Below are 22,263 nucleotides of genomic sequence, written 5' to 3'. Positions count from 1 at the left end.
TCCATCTTCATGGTAACACAGATTGGCAGTCACTTTACATCCAAACAAAAACTTCACGGATTAAGACAACGCCCTTCTGTTACAATAATCCTAGAGATAAGCGCACAGTAGAAAGGAATGGATTTTCCGTGGCGGATTTTTTTGAAAACTTCCCCTTATGGGCAGCACTGCTAGCCATAGGGATCGCCCAATTTATCAAAATTCCCCTTCATTTTTTTGCCACAAAAACGTGGCAATGGTCATTGCTCATGAGTACAGGCGGTATGCCCAGCTCTCACTCTTCTGCCGTGACAGCCCTATCCACAGCCGTGGGACTGCGTGAGGGCTTTGGCAGCAACATGTTCGCTATTTCCGCGATTCTCGGTGTGATTGTGATGTTTGATGCCGCAGGTGTCCGCCGCCATGCCGGTATGCAAGCCGTTGTCTTAAACAAGCTGGTCGATGAATTCAACCACCTGTTAGAAGGTATGAAATCGTTAAAAGTACGCCCTAGCCAGGAAAAAGCAAAAAAACTGAAAGAACTGCTTGGTCATCAACCGATCGAGGTATTGATCGGCGGTTGGTTAGGCGTCATGATTGCGTTATTGCTCCATCCGTTTTTTTAAAGGAGGGCTCCCATGCGCATTGTTTCCATCTGTCCCAGCAATACCGAAATCCTGTATTATTTAGGCCTGCATGAGCATGTCGTCGGTTTGGATGATCACTCTGACTGGCCGCTGGAGTGGCAGCATCTCCCCCGGGTTGGACCCGATTTGACAATCGATATGGACCGGGTCGCTGCTCTCCAACCGGATCTGGTCGTAGCGTCCCTCTCTGTTCCTGGCATGGAGAAGAATATAGAAGCTCTGGGCAACAGAGACATTCCTCATATCGTCCTGAACCCTTCCCGCATCGGGGATATCGCTCATGATATCCGACTCGTCGGTGAGGCGACAGGAACACAGAGGCAAGCCGAGCAGCTTGCGATCCAATTTGACGAAACCATTGAAAGCATCCGGCAAAAGGCAGCGACGTACGAGCAACGCCCGAAGCTTTACTGGGAATGGTGGCCGAATCCCATCTACACACCGGGTCAGGAAAACTGGTTGACCGATGTAAGTGACATTGCGGGTGCCATCAATATTTTTGCAGATTATCCTGTCGCGAACGTCAAGGCTACGCGGGAAATGGTCATGGAACGCAATCCGGATCATATTTGCGTCGTCTGGTGCGGAATTGAACTAAAGCGAATCAAGCCTGATCTGATCACCAATCGCCCAGAGTGGGTGAATATGACCGCAATTCGAAACAATCAGGTCCACTTGTTGGAAGAAGGCCTCTATTGCCGCCCTTCTCCTCGCATTTTGGAAGGATTGGAGAAGCTGGTTGATTTGATTCATACAAAATGACACAAAAAACGTTCAAAGCTTGTGCCTTGAACGTTTTTTCTTTTTTCTTTCATGCCACCGATGCGGCATCCATTTGTTTTCATTCGTTGCTATTCAGTTTGTTGTTGGCCGCTGACGGGCTCCGCCATGGCCGCGATTCCTTTTTCATTCAAGCTATTCAGAAAAGCTTCCGTTACTTTGCCTTCGCCTTTTTTTACGATATACACGTCCACCGACTTTTTCCCCCATTGCGAGAATACGTCTTGCTTGGTCTCGAAATACAGGTCAATCTTATGGCCGCGAATCGCTCCACCTTTGTCAGCTACCACACCATATCCATAACCGGGAATGTACAAAATGGTCCCCAGCGGGAAAACGCGCAAATCAGCTGCAATCGTGGAATAGTCGTCTCTACGTACTTTTACACCTGAATAGGTAATGCCATAGGACGGGTGAGATGGATTTTTGCCCGTCGATTCGTATCCGGCATAGTAGCCTGTCGCCACTACACGTACTTTTGGATATTGATCGTGAAATACATCCGCTTTATCAATCACTTGAGTAAGAGAACTGGCAGATACCGTCCGTTTTTTGACGACACGTTGCCCCTCTTTCGTTTCCTTGATTCCAAAAGTGGACGAGACACCGTAGTCTCCCACAACATTATAGCTGTATCCATCGCTTGCGAAGGCCGTCAAGACCAGGATGAACAGCGCGACGATACTTACGAACTGCTTTCCATTCATTTCTTGGTAAACCTCCTCTCGTTTCTAGTCATGTCCCGACGAGGAGGAAAGTATACACAAATTTTGGTTGATTATAGAAATATTCTGTCTGTTGCTCATTTTTCTAATCCAATGCCAAAAGAAAAACAGGCCCGAAACGAAGGCCTGCTTGTGCTTGTTTTAAAACATCCGATATCCTTTTTTGCGAAGCGTGTGAATGGTCCAGCCACTCGCCACTGTACCTGCCATACCGCAGCCCAGAATGAGCGAATCCCAAATTCCCGGAACGATTTGTTGATAGACAAGTGCACCTACGACTACACCAACGCCGATTACAACTGGAAACCATGTCGTTTTCAAAATCATGTTTAAAATAAACCCAATGCCAAACCCTAGCACGGAGAACAGAACAATGGATACCATAAATTGCATCAAGTTCATCGCCGAAAAAGACCTCCTGCCACCTTCTCCACCTTTTGCCACTTTTTATGCAAATACAGGAAAGGCGGGCTATTTTCGGTATTAAGTGTAGCAAAAAGGCGAGGGATCGGTCAATAAGAGAAGCCAAGCGTATGTGTTGCACGCTGACAGAAAAAACCGCCGATGCATTCGCTTCGACGGTTTTCTATGCGAGGTTCCTTACTCATTATGGATGAGAAGAAACAGCTTCCTTCTGAGCTTCCTGTGTACCGGCTCCGTCACAGTTAGGGCAATTCTCCGAGCCCCCCAGGAGCAGTTGGAAATACCCTTGGCCATGGCAGTATGGGCACTGTTCTTGTTTTTGTCTCATGTTGAGCTCCCCTTTCGGCATACATGCGTGAAGATTAATTGCATGTATTTTCAGATTATTTTGATGTATCTAACTATATCAGAATCTCCCCTTGGTTTACAATGCAGTTCATCGCGAAAAAAACATAAAAAAACCGCAATGTAAACGGAAACATTGCAGTTTATCTAGCTTATTCGCAGGATTGCTTAAAGATTTTATAGGAAGTGTATTGAAAAATGGGATCGATTGCAAACGATTGACCTGTCATTCCCTGTTCCCGTTTGATATAGTCCGGCAATATGATTTTCAAATAAGTCGAAGACAACGGATCATGAAGCAGCTCTTGTATGGGCATAAATCTCGCCTCCGCGATCTCACCTTCCTGCGGACGCGGTTCTCCCCCTATGTAATCCATCCAAAAAACGACCATATTGTCACTAATGGACTCTCGAATAACGCCTGAACGGATTCCCGCTACTTGTCGCACGACTGCCTCGACACCCGTTTCTTCCAGCACCTCACGCACTGCTGCTTCATCTACTGTCTCACCCTCCTGCACGAATCCCGCTGGAAATGACCATTGCCCTTTTAGTCCGCTGTACGTTTTTTTGACAACCAATGCTTCTTGCCCACGAATGACAATCCCGCAGGCGCCTAGCCAAACCTTCCCTTCGCGCATCCGACTCGCTCCTTTTATGTCCTAGCTAAACGAAACCCCCGGCTCTTCATCGCCGGGGGTACCTGTCAATCATCCTCGTCATCTAGGAGCCCATTATCGATCATGTATCGCAGATTTTCCCGATCCCTCTCGCGGCCCTTTTCCTTGAGCCGTTCGATGGCAGGCAGGATGAGAATATCTACTTCACGCTGTACATGCCATGCCAAATCGTGTCGCCCCTGCTCTTCCAGATAAAGGCCCACTTCCATCATAGCGTTGTACCGCTCCATCTCTTCGCGGACCATGAGCCCCCGGACTTGAATGCTCGCGTGACGCATCGTTTTACAGCTTTACTTTCTTCAGTGCGAGACCGACGCCACCAATTTTGTACAAGTAGCGGAGGTCGCTCGCTTTTTTCATCATGGCTGCTGTGCTGCCGAACAGCTTTTTCGAACCAACTTGCCCGATACCCTCACCTTTTCCAAGAGAGGCCAGTGTCCCTTGCAGATGTGGGATGAATTTTTGCGGAAGATCGCCACGGATCAAGGCAGCGAGATTCTCACCCAGCGTCTCGCCTTCCTGCACCGCGATTTGCGCAGTTGGTGGATACGGACGTCCTTCTTCATTGAAAATCAAGGCACAATCCCCTACGACGAAAACATTCTCATGGCCAGGCGCACGCAAGTATTCGTCTACCTTGACGCGACCGCGCATGACTTCAAAACCTGCTTTTTCCACGATGCTGTTGCCGCGGACACCTGCTGCCCAGATAACGGTCTTCGATTTAATTTCTTCTCCGGTATTCAACAGTACGCCATCTGGAGTGCACTGCTTGATGGGTGTTCCAATTTTGAACACGATGCCTTTTCTCTCCAATACATTTATGGCGTATTGGATCAGCTCTGGGTCAAAGCCAGGCAATGCAGTTGGTGCTGCCTCAATGCAGTAGACTTTCACCAGTTCAGGATCAACATCAAATTCTCGGCACAGCTCTGGCAGACGATCGCCGAGCTCTCCGCAAAACTCAATACCTGTAAAGCCAGCTCCACCCACAACAAACGTGAGGTAGTCCATACGATCCGGCTCATTTTTAAATTTGGAGAACATGTATTCAATATGCTCGCGAATATTGCGGACCGCATTGATGCTGCGAATGCTAAACGCATGCTCCTTGAGTCCCTCAATTCCGAACGTTTCTGGCTCGCTGCCCAATCCGATGACGAGATAGTCATACGACAGCACCTCGCCATTATCGAGCGTAACGGTCTGCTCCTCTGACTGAATGGCTTGCACCGTTCCTTTGACAAAGTTGACTTTGTCCTTGTTCAAAATGCCATCCAGACTGACACGGGCGTGATCCGCTGGTGCAGTACCTGCAGCCGGCTCATGCAGCCAAGTCGTGATGTAGTGATAGTTGTGCTTGTTGACCAAGGTGATTTCCGCCTCATTGTAGTTGAGCTTTTTCTGAAGCTGCAACGTTGTGAGCAAACCACCGTATCCAGCGCCGAGAATCAGGATTTTGGGTGTACCCATCAGTATCCCTTCCAATCATGTATGATTTCATTGTTCATGGTAACTTCAGGAAGATTGTGCGATTTTTCACGTGGTCTGGTACAAATTAAGATGCCCCAATTTATGATCCGTGTAGTATCGGAATTATTGCCTCCGATGCCATCTGAACCACTCTGTGAAAAAATGCACAAAGTCAGCCATAGAAAAATGTGACAATTTCTTTACAGTCATCCTCATCTTATCGGCAACCAATTGGTTTTGCAAGGTTTTTTTGCCTATCATCTTTCGAATTTTCTCTCCTGTTTTTCCACTTAGATGGGTTATAATGGTTGAGGAGTTCGCTTACGATTAATTCGGAGGTGCTTTGGATTGAATTTTCTGCAAAAGGACGAGCAAATCTACGACATTACGATCATTGGTGGAGGCCCTGCCGGGTTATTTACCGCTTTCTATGGCGGGATGAGGCAGGCCAGTGTAAAAATCATTGAGAGCATGCCCCAGCTAGGCGGGCAATTATCCGCTCTTTATCCGGAGAAGTACATATATGATGTTGCCGGATTTCCAAAGGTTTTAGCACAAGATTTGATCAATAATCTGAAAGATCAAATTTCCCGCTTTCAGCAAACCGTTTGCCTGGAAGAAAAAGTGGAAAATGTCGTAAAAAAAGTAGACGATGTGTTTGAAATCACTACGGACAAAGGCACTCACTACTCCAAATCCGTCATCATCACTGCTGGGGTAGGAGCGTTCGAACCTCGCAGGCTGGAACACCCAGATGCCGTCAAATATGAAAAATCCAATCTGCACTATTTTGTTACCGATCTGAACTCCTTCAAGGGACAGCGTGTAGCTGTTATTGGCGGCGGTGATTCCGCTCTGGACTGGTCCCTCATGCTAGAACCTATCGCAAAAGAAGTATACCTCATCCATCGCAGAGACAAGTTCCGCGCACATGAACATAGCGTAGAAATGCTCATGTCCTCCAAAGTAAACGTCACGACACCTTACGAAATTTCAGCTTTGCACGGCGAGGAGCGCATCGAAAAACTCACGCTGGCCAATTGCACCACAAAAGAAGAAATGGATCTGGAAGTCGATGCAGTCATTGTCAACTTCGGCTTCATCTCCTCTCTCGGTCCAATCAAGAACTGGGGGCTGGAGCTCGAAAAAGGCTCCATCGTGGTCGATACACGCATGGAATCAAACATCCCTGGCATTTTCGCAGCAGGCGATATCGCTACCTACCCTGGTAAGGTCAAGCTGATCGCTGTCGGATTTGGTGAAGCACCTACCGCTGTAAACAATGCGGTTTCCTACTTTAATCCGGATGCCAAATTGCAGCCTGGTCATTCTTCAAGTATGGACAACTTCAAATCGTAAAAATGTTTCGTCCCTGTTGTTGCCTCCGATGGCTACGACAGGGATTTTTCATTCCTTTGCATAACCGCTTTTGTTGGCGTGCACAGTAGAAGCAACGAGGAGGCGATTACACTTTGAATCATCTCTGCCCAGTTTGCAATGGATTCACACCGCTCCAACAACCCTGTTCAGCATGCGGTCAAGCTCTGCAAGATGCAGGCCGTTTGTATGACTTTTATGGGAGCTACAGCCCGTACCGGGAGATAGACGATGCCAAGATGGACAACGGTTACTTAGATCGTACCCGCCACCAATGCGTCCATACAGGCTGGTGTCCTTCCTGCCAAATGGAAGAGAAGGTCTTTCTGAATGAATGGACCCCCGTTATGCTTGTAACCGATATGGAAAAGGACGCGTACCAGTAAGTCGGCCACGTCCTTTTTTTGTTCGAATCGTTATTTTTTCTTCATGGCCAGCTTTTCCGCCATGCGAGAATTATTTGCTTGCATTTGTTCCAGCATTTGTTGAAGCGACTCCTTAATCTTGGCAGTATCACCAGATTCAATCGCCGAGTCAAAAGCATCGTGTGTCTTTTTCATTTGCTCGATTCGGGCTCTTCGGGCGTCACGCTCTTCTTTCGGCCCCATGTTTTTGTCTTTCCATTCCTTGAACTGCTTTTCCATCTGTTCGTTGGTGATTTCGCCCTTTTTCACTTGTTCGTTCAGCTTGTTGATCAGTTGCTTGCGTTCTTCACGCTTCGCCTGCCACTTCGGGTCGTCACTCAACGCCCCGAACTCGTTCATTAAACGATCACGTTCTTTAAACGCTGCCTGCCATTTCCCCACGCTATCTGGTGCATATTTTTCTGCCAGCAAGAGCATGTACATTTTTTGATGAACGCCTCTGTTTGAGCTATGTCGCACCTTCATGTGCTTTTCTCCATGCTCTTCATGGCCGTGAGTCGGCTTGGTCACCTGAGCAACTGTTGCAGACACATCCCGGGCCAACGCGATACCTGGCATCGCGAGACCCATTACCAGCGCTGTAGTCATCATTCCTTGCTTCCACATCTTCATGCTGTTCACTCCTTCTTCTTTTAGAAAACGTCTATGATTGATCCGTTAAAAAGGACGCAATTCTTCTCTATCCAGCCCTAATAGCTTTACCAGGCCCATTTGCTCCAGATCGCTTTTCGTTTTTTCGGTGCCATACTGATAAATAAGCTGGTAGATGGCCCGCAGGTTATCATCGTATTCGTCGTTGTCCCGATCCGGCATGTCAGACCATAGCGTATGCCCATGCATCCACATCATGAAATCGCCGTGCACACAGTTATTGAACAGATCGCGCATCATGCCAACTTCTACGTCGGTCGCTTCGATCTCAAAATCGTACGTGGCGGAGCCTTTTTCATCGCGGATTTCTGCCACGGTCGTTCCCGCTTGCAAGGTCACGTAGTAGTGTTTCTTATCCAGTGTCACTCATCTCCTTTTTGGATCGCATCACCGACTTGAAAACTTTTCCTCCTTACGATGTGCAAAAATCGCGAAAACATGTATATAACAAGCAAAAAAGCCCTCCGTCAGGGGAGGACTCTTTCCTACTTTCGTTTTAGCCGGTATGTTACGATCGATCTTTTTTCCGCAGATTATGCCCAGTGTTCTCTCCCGTTTTCGGAGGAGTGCTGCGTGAGCCAGCGGATGCTTCCGTTGGGCGTTTGTCTTTGTTGTTGTGCTTGGACATGTGGTTCCCTCCCTTACTCGATGATTGGCTGCTCATGTAGTATGTCCCCACTAGTGAAATGAAAAAACACCTTGACCTGCTATGCAGGCCAAAGTGCTTGTTTGTTGTTTTTATGCTATTGAAAGAATCGAATTATTTCACGACTAATTTTGCTACCATTTTGCCATGATCCGGTCCACAGATCACGTTGCAAAAGATGGTGTACTCACCAGCGGCATCGATTTTCATCGTTTTGCTGCCATCTTTTTGAAGGTCTACATCCAGCCCTTGGATACCAATACCGTGAAAGCCTTCTGTCGACTTGAAGTTGAGCGTGAACTCTTCACCAGCTTTTACTTCATAGGTTTCTTGATTGAATTTCCAGTTACTAGCTTCGATATTCACTTGTGTGCCAGTAGTCGCTGCAGCATTCGTGCTAGCAGCTTGCTCCTTGTCTCCGCCGCATGCTGTCATCAACATTGCAGACAATGCAACTGAAGAAATCAATAGACCCCACTTCTTGTTCACTTTTGACCCCTTCTTTCTTCTTTTTCTACACTTCCATCTTACTCGATGAGACCAATCCAAAATCTGACATCTTGTGAACGAACAGTGACGAAATGGGGAACGATTGTTGAACTTGAGCGTTCATGATGGATTGATCACATATACCGTGATCTCCGGAAAACAATTGAGCCGGATTGGCAGCCTGGAAGCACCTAATCCGCGACTAATGCCAAATACGCCAACGAATGGATCATCTATTTGCCCGATATGAAAATGCTTGTAAGCACCGACAGTACGATTGAACATGCGGACTTGTCCCCCGTGGGTATGTCCGGTCAAGAGAAGGTCAGCTTTCAAACCCTCGTTGCGAATCAACGAGATAATGTTCGGAGAGTGAGCTAAAAAGATCGTCAAGTTCGCCTGCCGAATCTCTTTTTCCGTATGCCGTTCATTGCCGTAAATCGAGTTATCGAAGCCGTATATCCAAATGCGACTGCCGTCTTTTTCTATCACGGCACTCTCGTTTTCCAATACCGTCATCACCTGCTGCCACGCTTCTTTTTGGGAACGGGAAACAGCAGCGGAATAGACCCTTTTCTGAAATCTTCCTGCCTCTCTCTCGTAATTACCAGGAACAAAGAAGATTCCATCCTTGCTCTTTACTTTTGCTAGCTGATTTAACACACGCGCCAACTGCCCACTGTGCTGGGTCAAATCTCCCGTCACCATCACCAAATCCGGCTCGTGTACATTCACCAGTTTGTGCAGCTCTCCATTCCAAAACCGTATTCGTCCATGAGGATCAGAAAGATGAACCAATGTAAGTGGAGGGACAGAAGGGATCGTCAGCTTCACTGTCGATGTTTTGACATAAGTCGTATGGTAGGCGAGAAATATTATTCCCACCAGAATACACAAAAAAATCGTTGCCATCATTTTCGGAACAATCCTCTCTGTTCTCCGTCTTATGGTTTAGAGGAGTGGATCAGTGATGATTTTCAGGAACGTTCAAGGTAATCTTATCGTTTTCTCGTTCGTGCTTCTTTTCACCTTTTTCATCCAGCCTTTTCCTGTGTCGGCTTGTAGTTGTGCCAGACCTCCTGACCCTTTAACAGCAAAGGATCAGTCTGCTGCTGTATTTACAGGCAAGGTGCTCCAGGTAAATGAGCGAACAGACTGGCTTCGTTGGCTTCCCTTTTGGGATAAACCAGAGCGAGGCGGCTTTGATGTTATTTTCGAGGTGCAGTCCACGTGGAAAGGGGTAGATCAGACACAAGTTCAGATCGTCACCAGCGGTCTTGGAGGTTCATGTGGCATTCCTTTTCAACCGGGTCAAGAATATCTTGTCTATGCCTCTTATTGGGAGCTAAATGAGCTAGAAACCAATATCTGTACACGAACAGCCATCAAGGCCGATGCCGGAGAGGATCTGCAAGCGCTAGGTCCTGGTGCCATACCTATCCGTTCTACCAATCTAGTATGGACTGATTATGTCTTTACAGGGATCGTTGTCATCATTATTGTGGGCATCTTGTTCTATCTCTTTTGGTTCCAAACAAAACGGAGACGATAAATCCCCTCGTCTCCGTCCTCTATTTTCATGGCTATCTACTTCAAATTCTCGGCAATCGTCAGTAAATCTTTTTTCGTTAAGGCAGAATTCAGGGCAGCCACTTCGATTAGTCTATTTTTATCCTCTTGATAAACCTGTACCTTTTTTTCTTCTTTTCCGTCCAATAACTTCTGGACTACATACATTCCCTCGTATTTTTGCACTTTTACTTTTTCTACGATTCCATCCTCTCCTACTTCTTCCTGGATCCATTTCATACCTTCAAAGTTCGTGACGGCAATGTAGACGTCCCCATCCGGCTCTGCCCCTTCACTCCCTTTATACACCGTCAATATTCTATCAAAATTTGGCTTAGGCGATACTTTTCGTACAACGATTTGCTTCTTCTCGTTCTCTGCCTCCTTGTACATTTCTTCGAATAACTCTGGTTGATTGTAAACAAACGGATAGTTTACATGCCCATTTACAAATTTGTATCCACCCGGAAGCTCAGCTGGTACCTCATAAAAGCTGCCCACTTCTTTCTGCAACGGTTCTGTGGTCAGATGTTCGACAGGAACATATGTGAAGGAAACACGTTTTTTCGGATTGTCCGGGCCGGGCATATAGATTGCTGCGCCTTCGCCTGGCTTTAGCGAATTTCTTGCATCCTCAAAGGTTTTTATACTTTCCGCACTTTTTTTGGGTTGTGGTGTAGTAGTCTGCTCCACTTTTACAACGGCTTCCCCTTTCTCATTCTTCAATTCGTATACCTTCATGGCTGCATAAGCGGATGTTCCCCCAAACACAAGAATAGCCGCGACAAGTAATCCCAATCTTTTTTTCATCTGTTTTCCCTCCGATATATTTTTTCGTTCCTTGATTTTTTGAAGGACTTGATCCTTGACATCGAAATCATCGGCGGCTGCTAGTAACTGCTGTTTCCAATCATCGGGTTGCTGAGATCGAGTCATGTCTATCACCGCCTTCACTCACGAGCATGTAAGATTTACATTTTTTCAATGCCCGCTCATACTGTTTTCGCAGCGTAGCTGGCTTTCTATCAAACAACAAGGCCAGCTCGTCGTAGCTGCGTTCTTCCACCACACGCAAGATTAGGAGATTCCGCTCCTTTACGGATAGCTTTGATATCGCTACATGAAGAGGGTTGTTCAAGTACTCCGTATCTTCAATCTTTTTTTCACCCTCATGGCGACTGACCGTCTGAATCCCCGCACGCAAAAAAGTGACCACGCGATTCAGCTTCGCCCTGTTTAACAGGTTCAGGCAATGATGATACGCGATCTTATACATCCATGCCGAGAAAGAAACATTGTGTCGATAGCTATCCAGCTGTTCGAATGCCTTCAAGAAAACCTCCTGGACAGCATCCTCCGCTTCCTGTCGGTGTCCCAGCATATGATAGCAATACACGAACAATGGCTTTTGCATCACATCGATGATTAAACCAAATTGGTCGATATCCCCAGCTCTGACCTCCTTTAACACTTGCTCCATTTCGTTATGATCCAAGCCCTCTCACCTCCGATTCGCATGTATAACAAACAAGGCTGTCATTTTGTGACAGGTTGCCGCAAAAAAATCCATACCGAAGTATGGATTCCTTGTGTTATTTCCACTGAACCTTGTAAAGCTCATTGTTCGTTTTGGCATAGAGGATGTATTGTGCGGGTACGTTTATCTCTACAATCGCATCGCTCTTCAAGTCCATGATTTTCTCTGTTTTATCTGAAGTGAGCTGTGTCCGGTGTAAAGCTTTGTCGCTGTCCAGATAGAAAATATTGTCACCTACGACATCTACGATCTTTCCCTTAATTTGCTTGCCATCTTGCAGGTGCTTACCCTCTTTGGAAATCAGCACACGCTGAGAGCTGCTATCCACGTAGGCAATCGCGTCCGTATAAACTTCAAAGCTGCCGCCCTTGCTTCCATCTATTTTTGTGTCATCTTTGGTAAGCTTCGTTTTTTCTGACCCATTCAGCTTCATTTTATAAAGTCCTTGATCAAGGCTGTCATGGAAGTAATACCAGCCATTCGAAACCGTTGCATAGTCTACATTTTCAAGGACTTCCTCTTTTTTGTCCGAATTGATTTTCGCTTTATACAGCATTGCTCGGTTGTCGTCAGTATAAGCCGTAAAGTACATATCGCTTTCATCCATGACAAAGGACGTAATCTTGTCTCCTGCAAATTTCACAGCTTCAGGTGTACTGCTACCTTGCTTTACTTTGTAAAGAGAGCTTTTGTGCAGCCCTTTTTCCGTTGCTGGATCGTTGAGCTGCAAGTAATAAATCTCTTGATTTCCTCGAAAGATTTTACCGGTCACCTGCTTGGCTTGACTCACTTTCATCGGACTCTCGTTGACCAATTTATCCTTGTAGATCGTACCTTTCAGCTTGCTGTCTTCATCTGCGACAAAGAAGTATTTCCATTCATCTCCTACCCGAATGATGCCAGACGCCGCACCCTGTATCTCTTGCTTTTCCTCGCCCTTCATGGTTAGTGTGAGTTTAATCTCATATTTTCCTTTTTCCGAGGGCGTAAAGGTTCCCGTTACCTCGTATTGCTCTTTTCCTTCGGTGATCTTCACATCTTCCATCACGAGATCCTCATCAGGACCTGTAAAGCGAAATTCCGCATCTCCTTTTATCTTCCCATGCTTCGCAATCGTTGCTGTTACGGTGACTTTCTCACCCACATTCACATCAAGTTGTGGAAACAACGTCAGATTGCCTGCCACATATCCTTTTGACTTAACCTGTGGTGCCGCATCAATCGTAGCGGGAATAGCCGTACACAAAAGGATGGCCGAAAATGCGCAAGCAGTAAGTCGTTTGAATTTCTTCATCATGATCCTGCCTCTCATCTTTTCATTTCACTTCCAATTATTCCTAACTATAATTTCAAGTCCATATTTTGTAAATTTCTTTTATTTCGCACAACAAAATACCCCTTCAACTCGTGCGCAATCATTCACACAAGTCGAAGGGGTTCCGTCTTATTTGTCTTTATTTCTCTTAGTCGTCACATTTCTCCTCTTTTCCTTTTTTACCCAATTATACTATTGCAACGCTGGATCGACCGCTCTAATGGCGTTGCAACCAAGTATTTACAACTTTATTTAGCTTGGTTCCGTTATATAGATAGTAAAGAGTAAGTTGAAGATCAAAAACAAGAGGATCGGTTCATACAACATAAATTCAGGAGGTAATAATGGTTTCGATAATTCAAATGAAACTCGAAGATTCTTACAGAATACATGATATTGACCGTTCAGAAACAATAGATCTGATTTACAAATGCAAGAACGGAGTTCTTGAAGAAATTACAGCAGGACATGAATGCCCAAATTGGAAAGAAGATGATTATTATGAAATAATTTCGCGGTACGAATATGAACTCAAAAACGGTGGGACAGCTTTTGGAGCGTACAACGGGGATAAATTGGTTGGGTTCGGAGTCTTAGCTCATAAGTTTAGGGGTAAAGAGAATAACCAACTTCAGATTGACCTAATGTATGTTACACGGGAATACCGAAGACAAGGAATTGGTAGCCAAATTTTGGACGCATTAAGTAAAGTGGCAATTCAAAAAGGGGCGAAATACCTATATATATCTTCAACTGAAACTAACTCTGCGGTAAAGTTTTATTCAAGTTATGGTTCTACAATTACATCAGAAATAGATGAGGAGTTATTTGAAAAAGAACCTTATGACATTCATATGATAAAGAAGCTTTAGCACGGCAGAAGCAGGATTTTATTGTAGTGAGATATCAAATCGCTCACCAAACGGGAAATTAACCGCCTAGGCTGTGAAGGCGGTTTTACTTTGTCCAAATCAACATTAAGGTATAACATAGCTTTGCGAAAAACCCAAAGATAAAATCTGATTTGCGGACCTTTCTGACGCCTGTTGAGGGGTAAATAGGGGGTGCTGGGGGTAGACCCGAGGTTTTAAAACCTGTACACAAGGTGTAAGCGCCTGACAACGGGCCTTCGCGCGCCGGAGGCATGCAGCGGATGTAATCGCCTCAAATCGGAAGTTATCGGAAGCACATCGTAATTATCGAATAACCACTTCGTGAACTGCTTCCAATGATTGCTGTAGCCCGTCAAAGTACGCTCTCGTACTCCCTCCGCACATTTAGCGGAAACTACTAGATCAAAAGCTTAGTTAAATGTCAGTCGCGGATACTCACTGTCCGCCTGCCGTCTCCCGATTGGCGTACGTTTTGCGCGTTTCTTCAACACAGAAAAAGCCTCCTCAACGGTATTTTTACACAATCCACCGTTAAGAAGGCCGTTATCTTCAACCCTAAAACGTAAATTTCGGGGTTGTTATTGCACATTCGCGCGTTTGATAATCCGCAGATATTCGGGTGCAATCCTCAACCCACGGCAGGCTTCCGAAAAATTCCGGTTAGGCTACCGACTAGGCTCCGGTCAGATCACCGGAACTAAAAAACGTTGATATGACGCCAATTAGTCGTCACATTTCTCCGCTTTTCCTTCAGCCAACGCTGTTTTGAACGAAGATCCACAACCACAAGAAGCGACTGCATTCGGATTCTCGATGGAGAAGCCTCCACCCATCATCGATTCCTTAAAATCGATTTCTGTACCTTTAATGTATGGGTAGCTGTCCTTATCGACAACAATTTTCACACCGTTTTGCTCGAAGGTCTCGTCGCCTTCTTTCATCTCTTCGTCCCAGCCCATCCCGTAGGTAAAGCCGCTGCAACCACCTGTTCTGACACCTACCCGCAAAAACACATCGGGTTTGCCTTCTGCTGCCAGCATTTCTTTTACTTTCAGACTGGCGCTCTCTGTCAATGTAATCATGCTTCTTTCCCTCCTTCACAGGCTCATCATTCCTGCACTTGTTACAACCAGTATATTCAGTTTACTAAGAAACGCTTCTTCCCACAAGCTTCCCCTGCACTTTACGCGCTCATTCTCTCTTTCCAAATAAAAAAAGAAGGGTTTCCCCTTCCTATGCAAAATGTGCATTGTTTTCCATTAAATAAAATCTATACGATTTCTTCCGGTTCTCTGCCTTAGACAGACTATGATCGATCTGGTTCAGTTCGTTGTGTAGTTGATCAATTTGTATACTGTATTCTAGGACATCTGGATGATCTAACCCAAACTCTAACCCCATATTTACCATACGCTGTCGAAGGAGTTCGATTTTCTCGAGCAAAACGTCCCGCATTTGAAGCTCCTCCTAATAATAGATCAGGCTTTCTTACTATATTTTACAAGAACAGCTAGAATTTCGCAAACGAAAAATTCCTACTTTCCTTATTTAATGCCGATATTTGTTAGTTTTTTACAATATTTCACACAAAGAAATAACGGCTTTTCATGACCAATCGAGTGGGAAAATGGGGCGAGAAGGAGCCAAGTGTAGAGTTGGAGAACTTATGTTATTGTTCGTACTTACCAAGAGGTTTATAATATAGGTGCTCTTGTTGCCCGAGATTCACTTTATTCCTAAGAGCTTTCCACTCCCATGGAACGAATATCGATTGGGTAGGACTGGATTAAAGCTCTTTCATCTAAGAACCATTGACTTTGAAAGGAAGTGTTTGGAATGGCGCTTGAAACGATTGCCATACAAGACAAATCTCTCGCCGGAATCGCTGAAAAAGTTATGCATGGCGAAAGACTTACCTTGGAAGACGGTGTCACCCTTTTTAATTCCAACGATCTTTTGACGATTGGACAATTGGCTAACGTTGTTAACTATCGCAAGAATCAGGATAACGTTTACTTTTTGCAAAATCTGTACATCAACCCAACCAACGTATGTGAAGCTCATTGCAAATTCTGTGGCTTCCGCCGCGATGAAGGGGATGAAGGTGCCTACACGATGAGCATGGAAGAGTTGCTTCATTATGTAGAAACGCGCTTCCATCCAGGTATCCGTGAATTCCATATCGTTGGCGGACATAACCAGCACAAGCCATTTGAATACTACCTCGACACCCTTCGTACCTTGAGAAAAGCGTACCCGGATGTGACGATTAAATCGTATACAGGTGCAGAGATTGAGTTCTTCTCCCGCATTTCCGGTCTCTCCATCCGCGAGGTTTTGCAAGAGCTGATGAAGGCTGGTCTTCAAAGCCTTACTGGTGGTGGCGCTGAAATTTTGACTGAGCGCTATCGGATGAAAATGAGCCCGGAAAAAGCAAGTACAGACATGTACCTGCAAGTACACCGCACGGCTCATGAGTTGGGCTTGAAAACACATACCACCATGCTGTACGGCTCCATCGAGACATTGGAAGAGCGAGTGATCCACATGCTCCGCCTGCGCGAGCTGCAAGATGACACAAACGGCTTCATGGTATTTATTCCATTGGCTGTTCAACCGATCAAAGCAACAGCAGGTATCAAACGCCGTAACTCTGCCATTGATGATTTGAAAACAATGGCGATCAGCCGTCTGATGCTCGATAACTTCCAGCATGTCAAAGCATACTTCATCAACATCGGTACCCAACTCACACAGCTTTCTCTGCAAATGGGAATTTCCGATGCTCACGGAACCTTGATCGAGGAGCGCATCAGCCACTCAGCCGGTGCACTTACCCAGCAAGCCCTGACAGTAGATGAGTTGGTTTGGTTGATCAAAGGCGCAGGAAAACGCGCTCTGGAACGCGATACCTTCTACAACGTGATCAAAGAACATTAATCAAAAAAAAGCTGATGCTCCAAATCACTTGGGCATCAGCTTTACTATTTTGATACGTGCGCGGTTGATCATGCTTCCCAATGAACATCCTAAGAGAACAATCTACAGAGGAAAATCTGCATCCAGCAGCTCTTCTTCCTCCCGTAATTTATTCTTGATTTTCACCAGTAATTCATCGGCTGTTGGAGCTTGTACCAAGCTGCCATTTACGAGCGCGAATGGCTCCATGTAGCACTCACCGCAATACCCCAGACAGCCGTACTCGAGTACGTCCACATCCAGATCAGGATCATTTTCCAATGCATCCACGACGGATTGCGTATAAGAGGAAACATTGCTCGCGCAAAATTCTACTAGTGGTTTCATCTATTGTCACCTACCGATTATTTCGACATCATCACGTACTTTATTGTACCGCGACTTTGATAAAAATCCAGCGGAGAAAACGGGAAAAAGATTCTGCTTGCATTTTTAGTGAAAGAGACTAAAAATAGAGTGGGTGCTGTAAAAAACGGACAGAAGAAAGGACTAGACCTTCTATGAAACGACTTGTGATCCTTGGAGGAGGATACGGGGGTCTTCGTATTATTGAGCGAGTCCTGTCCCCTGATTTACCAGATGACGTGTTTATAACCCTCGTAGACCGTATGCCGTTTCACGGCTTGAAAACAGAGTATTACGCTCTGGCGGCAGGTACTACACCGGAATCTCACCTGCGTGTTACTTTTCCAAACGATCCGCGTCTGACCGTCAAATACGGTGAAATTGCTGGCGTGGAAATGGACGAGCAGGTCGTCAATTTTGCTGACGGGGACACCCTCTCCTACGATTGGCTTGTAATCGGATTGGGTTGTGAGGATCGTTACCATGATATCCCTGGTGCTGATCAATTTACGTGTTCGATTCAAACCATGGGAGCTACTCGCAACACATACATGGCAATCAATAATGTGAACCCATACGGCACGGTTAGCGTTGTGGGCGGTGGTCTTTCCGGAGTGGAAATGGCTGCTGAGCTGCGCGAGAGCCGTCCCGACCTGAATGTGCGCATCATCGACCGCGGTCAAAGCATTTTGAGCCCATTCCCGAAAAAGCTTCAGGAATATGCATCTCAATGGTTCATTGAGCACGATGTACAGCTTGTTTCCATGGCGAATGTCACTGGCATCGAGCAAGGGATCGTGTACAACCACAATCAGCCTGTTGAAAGTGATGTTATCGTATGGACAGCAGGTATTCAAGCGAACAAAATCGTGCGCTCTCTGCCGATCGAAACAGACAACATCGGACGCGCCAAACTCAATCAGTATCATCAAATCCCATCCCATACGAACGTGTATGTAGTAGGTGACTGTGCAAGCACAATCATCGCACCGAGCGCGCAAACAGCTGAGATCCAAGGCGAACAAATTGCCTTGATGTTGAAAAAAGACATCAAAGGTGAGGAGTATCCAGCTTCATTGCCTGCTCTCAAGCACAAAGGCTTCCTCGGTTCCCTCGGCAAAAAGGAAGGCTTTGCCAGCATGGGGAAAATGTCTCTGGTTGGTCAGATGGCTCGTGTCATCAAGAGCGGTCAGCTATGGATGTATAAAAAGCATATGGGATAGCAAACAAGCCTGTTGACCGGATGGTCTAACAGGTTTTCTTTTTGTATAATCAAAGGATTAGGAGGGGGATTTTTCCAGATGAATGATTATATTCAAACAATGCGCCGTCTGATCGGGCAAGAACGGCTGATAACGGTAGGCTGTGGTGCGATCATCGAGGACGAGTTGGGACGTATTTTACTGCAAAGGCGCAAAGACCAGAACAACTGGTGTCTACCTGGAGGTCTGATGGAAATTGGGGAAACCTTTGTAGAAACACTATTTCGTGAAGTAGAAGAAGAAACCAATCTGATCATTGAGGCGCCAGAGCTGTTTGGAATATACTCCGGCCCTTCGGGTTGCAGAGAATACCCGAACGGCGATAAAGTGTTCAGTGTGCAAATCATCTTTCGAGTAACCTCGTTTCATGGGGAACTCAAACAAGAGGGCCCTGAGAGCTCTGAGCATACGTTCTTTACACGGGACAACCTCCCGCAAACACTTAATCCCGGTCAGGCAGCGTTTATATTGGATTGGGCGGAAGGGCTTACGGGACCCATCGTCAAATAATTCAAAAAAATGTATCAATGATAATCTCCGAGCGAAACCCACATAATATCGTAGACCGGAATAACCAGCTTGGAGGTTTTTTAGTGGAACCCAACACATATGAGGATATGAATGATACGCTGGCTGACAATTACATGCCGATGACTTCCTTTCGAAGTGGCGTCGAAGAGACAGTCAGACCAGATGTAGAATGCTACACCATTCAAATTGTGAACATCGCGCTGGTCGGAGATTCAAAATCATGGGTTCTGGTAGATGCGGGGATGCCACAATCGGCGGAACAAATCATCGGGATTGCCCAGGAGCGCTTTGGTGAGGATGCCAAGCCGAGGGCCATCCTACTCACTCACGGTCATTTCGATCATGTCGGGGCAGTCATCGAGCTCGTAAAAGCGTGGAGGGTGCCCGTCTATGCCCATTCGCTTGAAATCCCCTATTTGACAGGTCAAACATACTATCCGGAGCCAGATGGAACGGTTGAGGGCGGGCTGCTTGCGAAGATATCCCCGTTGTTTCCAAATGAACCAATCGATTTGGGCAGCCATGTTCATCCTTTGCCCGAAGACGGGAGTGTTCCCGGAATGCCTGGATGGCGCTGGATACATACACCTGGACATTCCCCCGGGCACATTTCCTTCTTTCGAGATGAAGACAGAACTCTCCTCGCAGGGGACGCTTTTGTTACAGTAAAACAGGACTCACTGTATCAAGTTGTGACTCAGCAAAAGCAACTGACCGGTCCTCCTGTTTATTTGACAACTGATTGGCAGGCAGCTCGACAATCCGTCGAAAAGCTTGCCAATCTCGCCCCTGCGTATGCAATCACTGGTCACGGTCAACCTATGTATGGCGAGGAGTTGGCCGATGGATTGGTCCAATTGGTTGCGGAGTTTGATCGGGTAGCTGTCCCCAAGTATGGGCGATATGTGGACAAGGAGATGTAGATTGGCAAAAAAGCTGACGTCGAGATGGTTGGACGTCAGCTTTTTATGGTTGGTTAGAAGATACCTTTTCCTATTCAACCAACCCGGGCTGGAATCGCTGGGCCAATAATCGCGTTGCTTTCGCAGGATCAATCTCTAACACAAGCAACTCCTCGACCCCTGAAGTCGCCACACACAGCCGTTCCCCGGTCGGTGAGATCAAAGCCGTCGTCACCTGTTGATTCGGAATCGCGTAGTTCACGCTGGCGAAGTAGATATTGTTTTCCAAGCTTCGGCAAACCATCGCCCCGTTGTAAAAATCGGGATTGCTGACCTCCCCTGTAAACATCGGATGGAAAACAATGCTCGCTCCACGGCGTGCCGCCCACCGTACCGTCTCTGGATATCGCCATCCTTCATGGCAAATGACAATGCCAAACGCCACATCCTCTATCGTAAACATTTGCCGCCCTTCGCCCGGAATATAGTCAAACTGATCCTCATCTGGGTCGATCTGATTTTTTATTTGCAACCCAAGATCTTCTCCCTGTTTCCCCACCACAAAGGCGACTAGACGATAGCCGCGCTCATCCTTCCATTCCATCGGTAAAATGACGGCGAGCTGGCGTTCCTTCGCCAGAGCACGAATCTCTTCCAAAGCTCTCCGTTGTACCTCATGATCGTATGCTTCCACTTCATAGCCAACACCGCGCAGCCCCGGAATCATCGATTCAGGAAAGCAAATCAGATCGCAATTGTTTTGCGCAGCATTTATCATCTGCTGCTTAATGATTGCAAGCCCCTCCGCCGCTGATTGGGGGAACCTCGTCTGAGCCAGGCCTATTTTCATGGAAAATCCCTCTTTCTACAGAAAATTTCTTTTTAACCTCGTGAAAAATTCACATCTATCAGCCTGTTCAGGCAGAGCCGACACCTGTGCATCCCCTAGCTCGAGGATGGTCCATGAGCCATTTTCCAGCTTGGCGATATCCATAGTAAAAAAGCGACTCTTGATTTTTTTCGCTACCTCTAAAAATGGCTCGAGGTCTGGCGGCGTATCATCATATTGTCCTTCCTCCCAGTAATTTGCCATGTACATGGGTTCGCCATCCAAAAAGAAAACGCGATATTCCTGGGATAATGGCATGTTGCTCTGCGAGTGATGGGTCAAAAACTGAAGCTTTACAAATTCTCGAAAGACGACTCCCTCATTCAGCTCATCCTGTTGCAGCTCCAAAAATCGACTGGTCACTTGCTGTACCTTTTCTTTATCGGAAGCATCGGGTATATAGCACGCCTCATTCCAATCGTGCTTTCGAGATTTCACATAATCTTTGATCATGATCGGAGCCTGTCCAAATCTATTTACGACCCGATACACGTTTTCAAATGACGCGTCTATCTCTTCTTTGTGCAGCCAGACCGACAGCGGGGTGAAATCTTTGATGACCTCATAAGATTCAGGCAGGTAATGGCAATGCACGTACTTTTCGGGTGTATTGATTAACACTATATTTTTGGCTAGCAGAGCGTCATATAATTTTTGGTACAGGAACGGTTTTAGCATCCATCCCCTGTAGATAGCCATTACTTTTTCAGGAGAGGGTTGGATTTGTTTCACAGCCGCTAACGGGTTGTCCTGGTATATCAGTTGTTCCAGGCTGATCAGATGAATATCCAAGCCGAGTTGTTTTGCGCACGTATACTCATATTCGTAGGTTTCATCGACATTGTTTTCTTGAAATGGCTGATTGCAAAATAAGACTTTCATCTGCACGATCCTCCTCTCAAAAATTGGCAATACCATCCCATTATATAAGATAATTGTTTGAACGTAAAAAACCGTCAAGACTAATCCTGACGGTTCCCTCATTTTGCTGGCTTATCGCTTTTGGACACGTAAAACAGGTACTTTTTTTGGTTCAAAGGTGTCTGCCAGTATCTTCTCTTGAATGACATTCAGCTTGAGCAAGCTCGAAATTTTCCCGGTATCGGCCTTCGACATGAGGCGCCAAAGCGAAGGATCTGGTAAGGCGTTGTAAAGGCGATCATCGTTGTATTCTCGCCGCTCCTGATAGGAGATCTGCAGCTTGTATTCGCCTTCCTCTACGCTGCCGGCTTCGCTGTAAGCTTCAATTAGTTTACTCCGCAGCTCGTTCAATTCTTCCTCTAGCTGCTTTTGAATTTCCTTTAACTCATAGTAGCGAGCAATCGGTTGGTCCATCCGCTCTTCCTCCTTTGGTTACCCCTGTATCCAAAATCCATATGAGAAAAAGTCGGTTGGTAGAAC

The 22,263-nt window shown here is 46.2% G+C and carries 29 protein-coding genes; 10 read left to right on the top strand and 19 right to left on the bottom strand.

Annotation, left to right across the window (positions count from 1 at the left end; translation table 11 throughout):
• Window positions 1-128: 128 nt before the first annotated feature.
• Together ODZ53_RS16900 and ODZ53_RS16895 are read left to right on the top strand one after the other, a co-directional pair.
• Window positions 129-605: a divergent PAP2 family protein gene (locus ODZ53_RS16900; RefSeq protein WP_015892987.1), complete on the top strand. Its 477-nt coding sequence runs from the start codon at window positions 129-131 to the stop codon at window positions 603-605.
• A gap of 12 nt (window positions 606-617) precedes the next feature.
• Window positions 618-1,388 carry a cobalamin-binding protein gene (locus ODZ53_RS16895; protein ID WP_087343247.1) on the top strand — a complete coding sequence of 257 codons (771 nt, stop codon included), beginning with the start codon at window positions 618-620 and terminating at the stop codon, window positions 1,386-1,388.
• An 89-nt stretch (window positions 1,389-1,477) separates the two neighbouring features.
• Here the strand turns inward: ODZ53_RS16895 and ODZ53_RS16890 are convergent, their stop codons facing one another.
• The 6 genes from ODZ53_RS16890 to ODZ53_RS16865 all read right to left on the bottom strand — a co-directional run bounded on the left by ODZ53_RS16890 (window position 1,478) and on the right by ODZ53_RS16865 (window position 5,052).
• Window positions 1,478-2,113 carry a 3D domain-containing protein gene (locus tag ODZ53_RS16890; RefSeq protein ID WP_015892989.1) on the bottom strand — a complete coding sequence of 212 codons (636 nt, stop codon included), beginning with the start codon at window positions 2,111-2,113 and terminating at the stop codon, window positions 1,478-1,480.
• Window positions 2,114-2,272: 159 nt separating this feature from the next.
• Window positions 2,273-2,533, bottom strand: a complete 261-nt coding sequence (locus ODZ53_RS16885) for a YuiB family protein (RefSeq protein ID WP_015892990.1) — start codon at window positions 2,531-2,533, stop codon at window positions 2,273-2,275.
• 205 nt (window positions 2,534-2,738) lie between these two features.
• Window positions 2,739-2,903 carry a YuiA family protein gene (locus tag ODZ53_RS16880; protein WP_015892991.1) on the bottom strand — a complete coding sequence of 55 codons (165 nt, stop codon included), beginning with the start codon at window positions 2,901-2,903 and terminating at the stop codon, window positions 2,739-2,741.
• Window positions 2,904-3,051: 148 nt separating this feature from the next.
• Window positions 3,052-3,540 (bottom strand): NUDIX domain-containing protein, encoded by a 489-nt coding sequence (locus tag ODZ53_RS16875; RefSeq protein ID WP_015892992.1) that lies wholly within the window; start codon window positions 3,538-3,540, stop codon window positions 3,052-3,054.
• A 65-nt stretch (window positions 3,541-3,605) separates the two neighbouring features.
• Complete coding sequence (locus ODZ53_RS16870) at window positions 3,606-3,857, bottom strand: hypothetical protein (RefSeq protein WP_372678511.1); 252 nt, start codon at window positions 3,855-3,857, stop codon at window positions 3,606-3,608.
• Between the two features lie 4 nt (window positions 3,858-3,861).
• Window positions 3,862-5,052 (bottom strand): NAD(P)/FAD-dependent oxidoreductase, encoded by a 1,191-nt coding sequence (locus ODZ53_RS16865; RefSeq protein ID WP_087343256.1) that lies wholly within the window; start codon window positions 5,050-5,052, stop codon window positions 3,862-3,864.
• 348 nt (window positions 5,053-5,400) lie between these two features.
• Here ODZ53_RS16865 and ODZ53_RS16860 point away from each other — a divergent pair, with 348 nt between their 5' ends.
• Both ODZ53_RS16860 and ODZ53_RS16855 read left to right on the top strand, forming a co-directional pair.
• Complete coding sequence (locus ODZ53_RS16860; protein WP_199926600.1) at window positions 5,401-6,411, top strand: NAD(P)/FAD-dependent oxidoreductase; 1,011 nt, start codon at window positions 5,401-5,403, stop codon at window positions 6,409-6,411.
• Between the two features lie 113 nt (window positions 6,412-6,524).
• Window positions 6,525-6,815, top strand: a complete 291-nt coding sequence (locus ODZ53_RS16855; RefSeq protein WP_372678509.1) for a hypothetical protein — start codon at window positions 6,525-6,527, stop codon at window positions 6,813-6,815.
• A 30-nt stretch (window positions 6,816-6,845) separates the two neighbouring features.
• Here ODZ53_RS16855 and ODZ53_RS16850 read toward each other — a convergent pair whose 3' ends face one another.
• From ODZ53_RS16850 to ODZ53_RS16835, 4 genes are all read right to left on the bottom strand, one after another.
• Window positions 6,846-7,466: a hypothetical protein gene (locus ODZ53_RS16850; RefSeq protein ID WP_372678507.1), complete on the bottom strand. Its 621-nt coding sequence runs from the start codon at window positions 7,464-7,466 to the stop codon at window positions 6,846-6,848.
• A 45-nt stretch (window positions 7,467-7,511) separates the two neighbouring features.
• Window positions 7,512-7,871: a hypothetical protein gene (locus tag ODZ53_RS16845; protein ID WP_087343262.1), complete on the bottom strand. Its 360-nt coding sequence runs from the start codon at window positions 7,869-7,871 to the stop codon at window positions 7,512-7,514.
• Between the two features lie 394 nt (window positions 7,872-8,265).
• Entirely contained in the window at window positions 8,266-8,640 is a 375-nt protein-coding gene (locus tag ODZ53_RS16840) for a cupredoxin domain-containing protein (RefSeq protein WP_016742261.1), read from the bottom strand.
• Between the two features lie 120 nt (window positions 8,641-8,760).
• Entirely contained in the window at window positions 8,761-9,555 is a 795-nt protein-coding gene (locus tag ODZ53_RS16835; protein WP_372678505.1) for a metallophosphoesterase, read from the bottom strand.
• Window positions 9,556-9,610: 55 nt separating this feature from the next.
• Between ODZ53_RS16835 and ODZ53_RS16830 the strand changes: the two genes are divergently transcribed.
• Window positions 9,611-10,192, top strand: coding sequence for a hypothetical protein (locus ODZ53_RS16830; RefSeq protein ID WP_372678503.1), 582 nt, complete (start codon window positions 9,611-9,613; stop codon window positions 10,190-10,192).
• Window positions 10,193-10,227: 35 nt separating this feature from the next.
• On the opposite strand, the gene ODZ53_RS16825 is transcribed toward ODZ53_RS16830, so the two are convergent.
• The 3 genes from ODZ53_RS16825 to ODZ53_RS16815 form a co-directional block, all read right to left on the bottom strand.
• Window positions 10,228-11,145: a hypothetical protein gene (locus ODZ53_RS16825; protein WP_372678501.1), complete on the bottom strand. Its 918-nt coding sequence runs from the start codon at window positions 11,143-11,145 to the stop codon at window positions 10,228-10,230.
• The gene (locus tag ODZ53_RS16820; RefSeq protein ID WP_372678499.1) at window positions 11,120-11,704 is read right to left on the bottom strand and encodes an RNA polymerase sigma factor; all 585 of its coding nucleotides are present in this window, start codon (window positions 11,702-11,704) and stop codon (window positions 11,120-11,122) included. Before ODZ53_RS16820 ends, ODZ53_RS16825 begins: the two co-directional genes overlap by 26 nt.
• A 97-nt stretch (window positions 11,705-11,801) precedes the next feature.
• Complete coding sequence (locus ODZ53_RS16815) at window positions 11,802-13,043, bottom strand: DUF5050 domain-containing protein (protein ID WP_372678497.1); 1,242 nt, start codon at window positions 13,041-13,043, stop codon at window positions 11,802-11,804.
• 362 nt (window positions 13,044-13,405) lie between these two features.
• Between ODZ53_RS16815 and ODZ53_RS16810 the strand changes: the two genes are divergently transcribed.
• Window positions 13,406-13,933, top strand: coding sequence for a GNAT family N-acetyltransferase (locus ODZ53_RS16810; protein WP_015893005.1), 528 nt, complete (start codon window positions 13,406-13,408; stop codon window positions 13,931-13,933).
• Between the two features lie 743 nt (window positions 13,934-14,676).
• Here ODZ53_RS16810 and erpA read toward each other — a convergent pair.
• Window positions 14,677-15,036, bottom strand: a complete 360-nt coding sequence (erpA, locus tag ODZ53_RS16805; protein WP_064201387.1) for an iron-sulfur cluster insertion protein ErpA — start codon at window positions 15,034-15,036, stop codon at window positions 14,677-14,679.
• Window positions 15,037-15,187: 151 nt separating this feature from the next.
• Window positions 15,188-15,409, bottom strand: coding sequence for an aspartyl-phosphate phosphatase Spo0E family protein (locus ODZ53_RS16800; protein ID WP_041749614.1), 222 nt, complete (start codon window positions 15,407-15,409; stop codon window positions 15,188-15,190).
• Between the two features lie 381 nt (window positions 15,410-15,790).
• On the opposite strand from ODZ53_RS16800, the gene mqnE reads away from it, so the two are divergent.
• The gene (gene mqnE / locus ODZ53_RS16795; RefSeq protein WP_199926606.1) at window positions 15,791-16,894 is read left to right on the top strand and encodes an aminofutalosine synthase MqnE; all 1,104 of its coding nucleotides are present in this window, start codon (window positions 15,791-15,793) and stop codon (window positions 16,892-16,894) included.
• Between the two features lie 102 nt (window positions 16,895-16,996).
• Here the strand turns inward: mqnE and ODZ53_RS16790 are convergent, their stop codons facing one another.
• Window positions 16,997-17,260 carry a DUF1450 domain-containing protein gene (locus ODZ53_RS16790; RefSeq protein ID WP_015893011.1) on the bottom strand — a complete coding sequence of 88 codons (264 nt, stop codon included), beginning with the start codon at window positions 17,258-17,260 and terminating at the stop codon, window positions 16,997-16,999.
• A 173-nt stretch (window positions 17,261-17,433) separates the two neighbouring features.
• Between ODZ53_RS16790 and ODZ53_RS16785 the strand changes: the two genes are divergently transcribed.
• From ODZ53_RS16785 to ODZ53_RS16775, 3 genes are all read left to right on the top strand, one after another.
• Window positions 17,434-18,501: an NAD(P)/FAD-dependent oxidoreductase gene (locus ODZ53_RS16785; protein WP_015893012.1), complete on the top strand. Its 1,068-nt coding sequence runs from the start codon at window positions 17,434-17,436 to the stop codon at window positions 18,499-18,501.
• A 78-nt stretch (window positions 18,502-18,579) separates the two neighbouring features.
• Window positions 18,580-19,050 carry an NUDIX hydrolase gene (locus tag ODZ53_RS16780; RefSeq protein WP_372678493.1) on the top strand — a complete coding sequence of 157 codons (471 nt, stop codon included), beginning with the start codon at window positions 18,580-18,582 and terminating at the stop codon, window positions 19,048-19,050.
• 83 nt (window positions 19,051-19,133) lie between these two features.
• Window positions 19,134-19,994, top strand: coding sequence for an MBL fold metallo-hydrolase (locus tag ODZ53_RS16775; protein WP_372678491.1), 861 nt, complete (start codon window positions 19,134-19,136; stop codon window positions 19,992-19,994).
• A gap of 70 nt (window positions 19,995-20,064) precedes the next feature.
• On the opposite strand, the gene ODZ53_RS16770 is transcribed toward ODZ53_RS16775, so the two are convergent.
• The 3 genes from ODZ53_RS16770 to ODZ53_RS16760 form a co-directional block, all read right to left on the bottom strand.
• The gene (locus tag ODZ53_RS16770; RefSeq protein ID WP_372678489.1) at window positions 20,065-20,823 is read right to left on the bottom strand and encodes a carbon-nitrogen hydrolase family protein; all 759 of its coding nucleotides are present in this window, start codon (window positions 20,821-20,823) and stop codon (window positions 20,065-20,067) included.
• Window positions 20,824-20,838: 15 nt separating this feature from the next.
• Window positions 20,839-21,744: an ATP-grasp domain-containing protein gene (locus tag ODZ53_RS16765; RefSeq protein WP_372678487.1), complete on the bottom strand. Its 906-nt coding sequence runs from the start codon at window positions 21,742-21,744 to the stop codon at window positions 20,839-20,841.
• Between the two features lie 111 nt (window positions 21,745-21,855).
• Entirely contained in the window at window positions 21,856-22,197 is a 342-nt protein-coding gene (locus tag ODZ53_RS16760) for a hypothetical protein (RefSeq protein ID WP_015893017.1), read from the bottom strand.
• Between the last annotated feature and the right edge of the window lie 66 nt (window positions 22,198-22,263).

The organism is Brevibacillus sp. BD137 (genome assembly GCF_041644655.1).
In the GTDB taxonomy this organism is placed as follows: Bacteria; Bacillota; Bacilli; order Brevibacillales; family Brevibacillaceae; genus Brevibacillus; species Brevibacillus brevis_D.
This window is presented reverse-complemented; position numbering and strand designations above follow the sequence as displayed.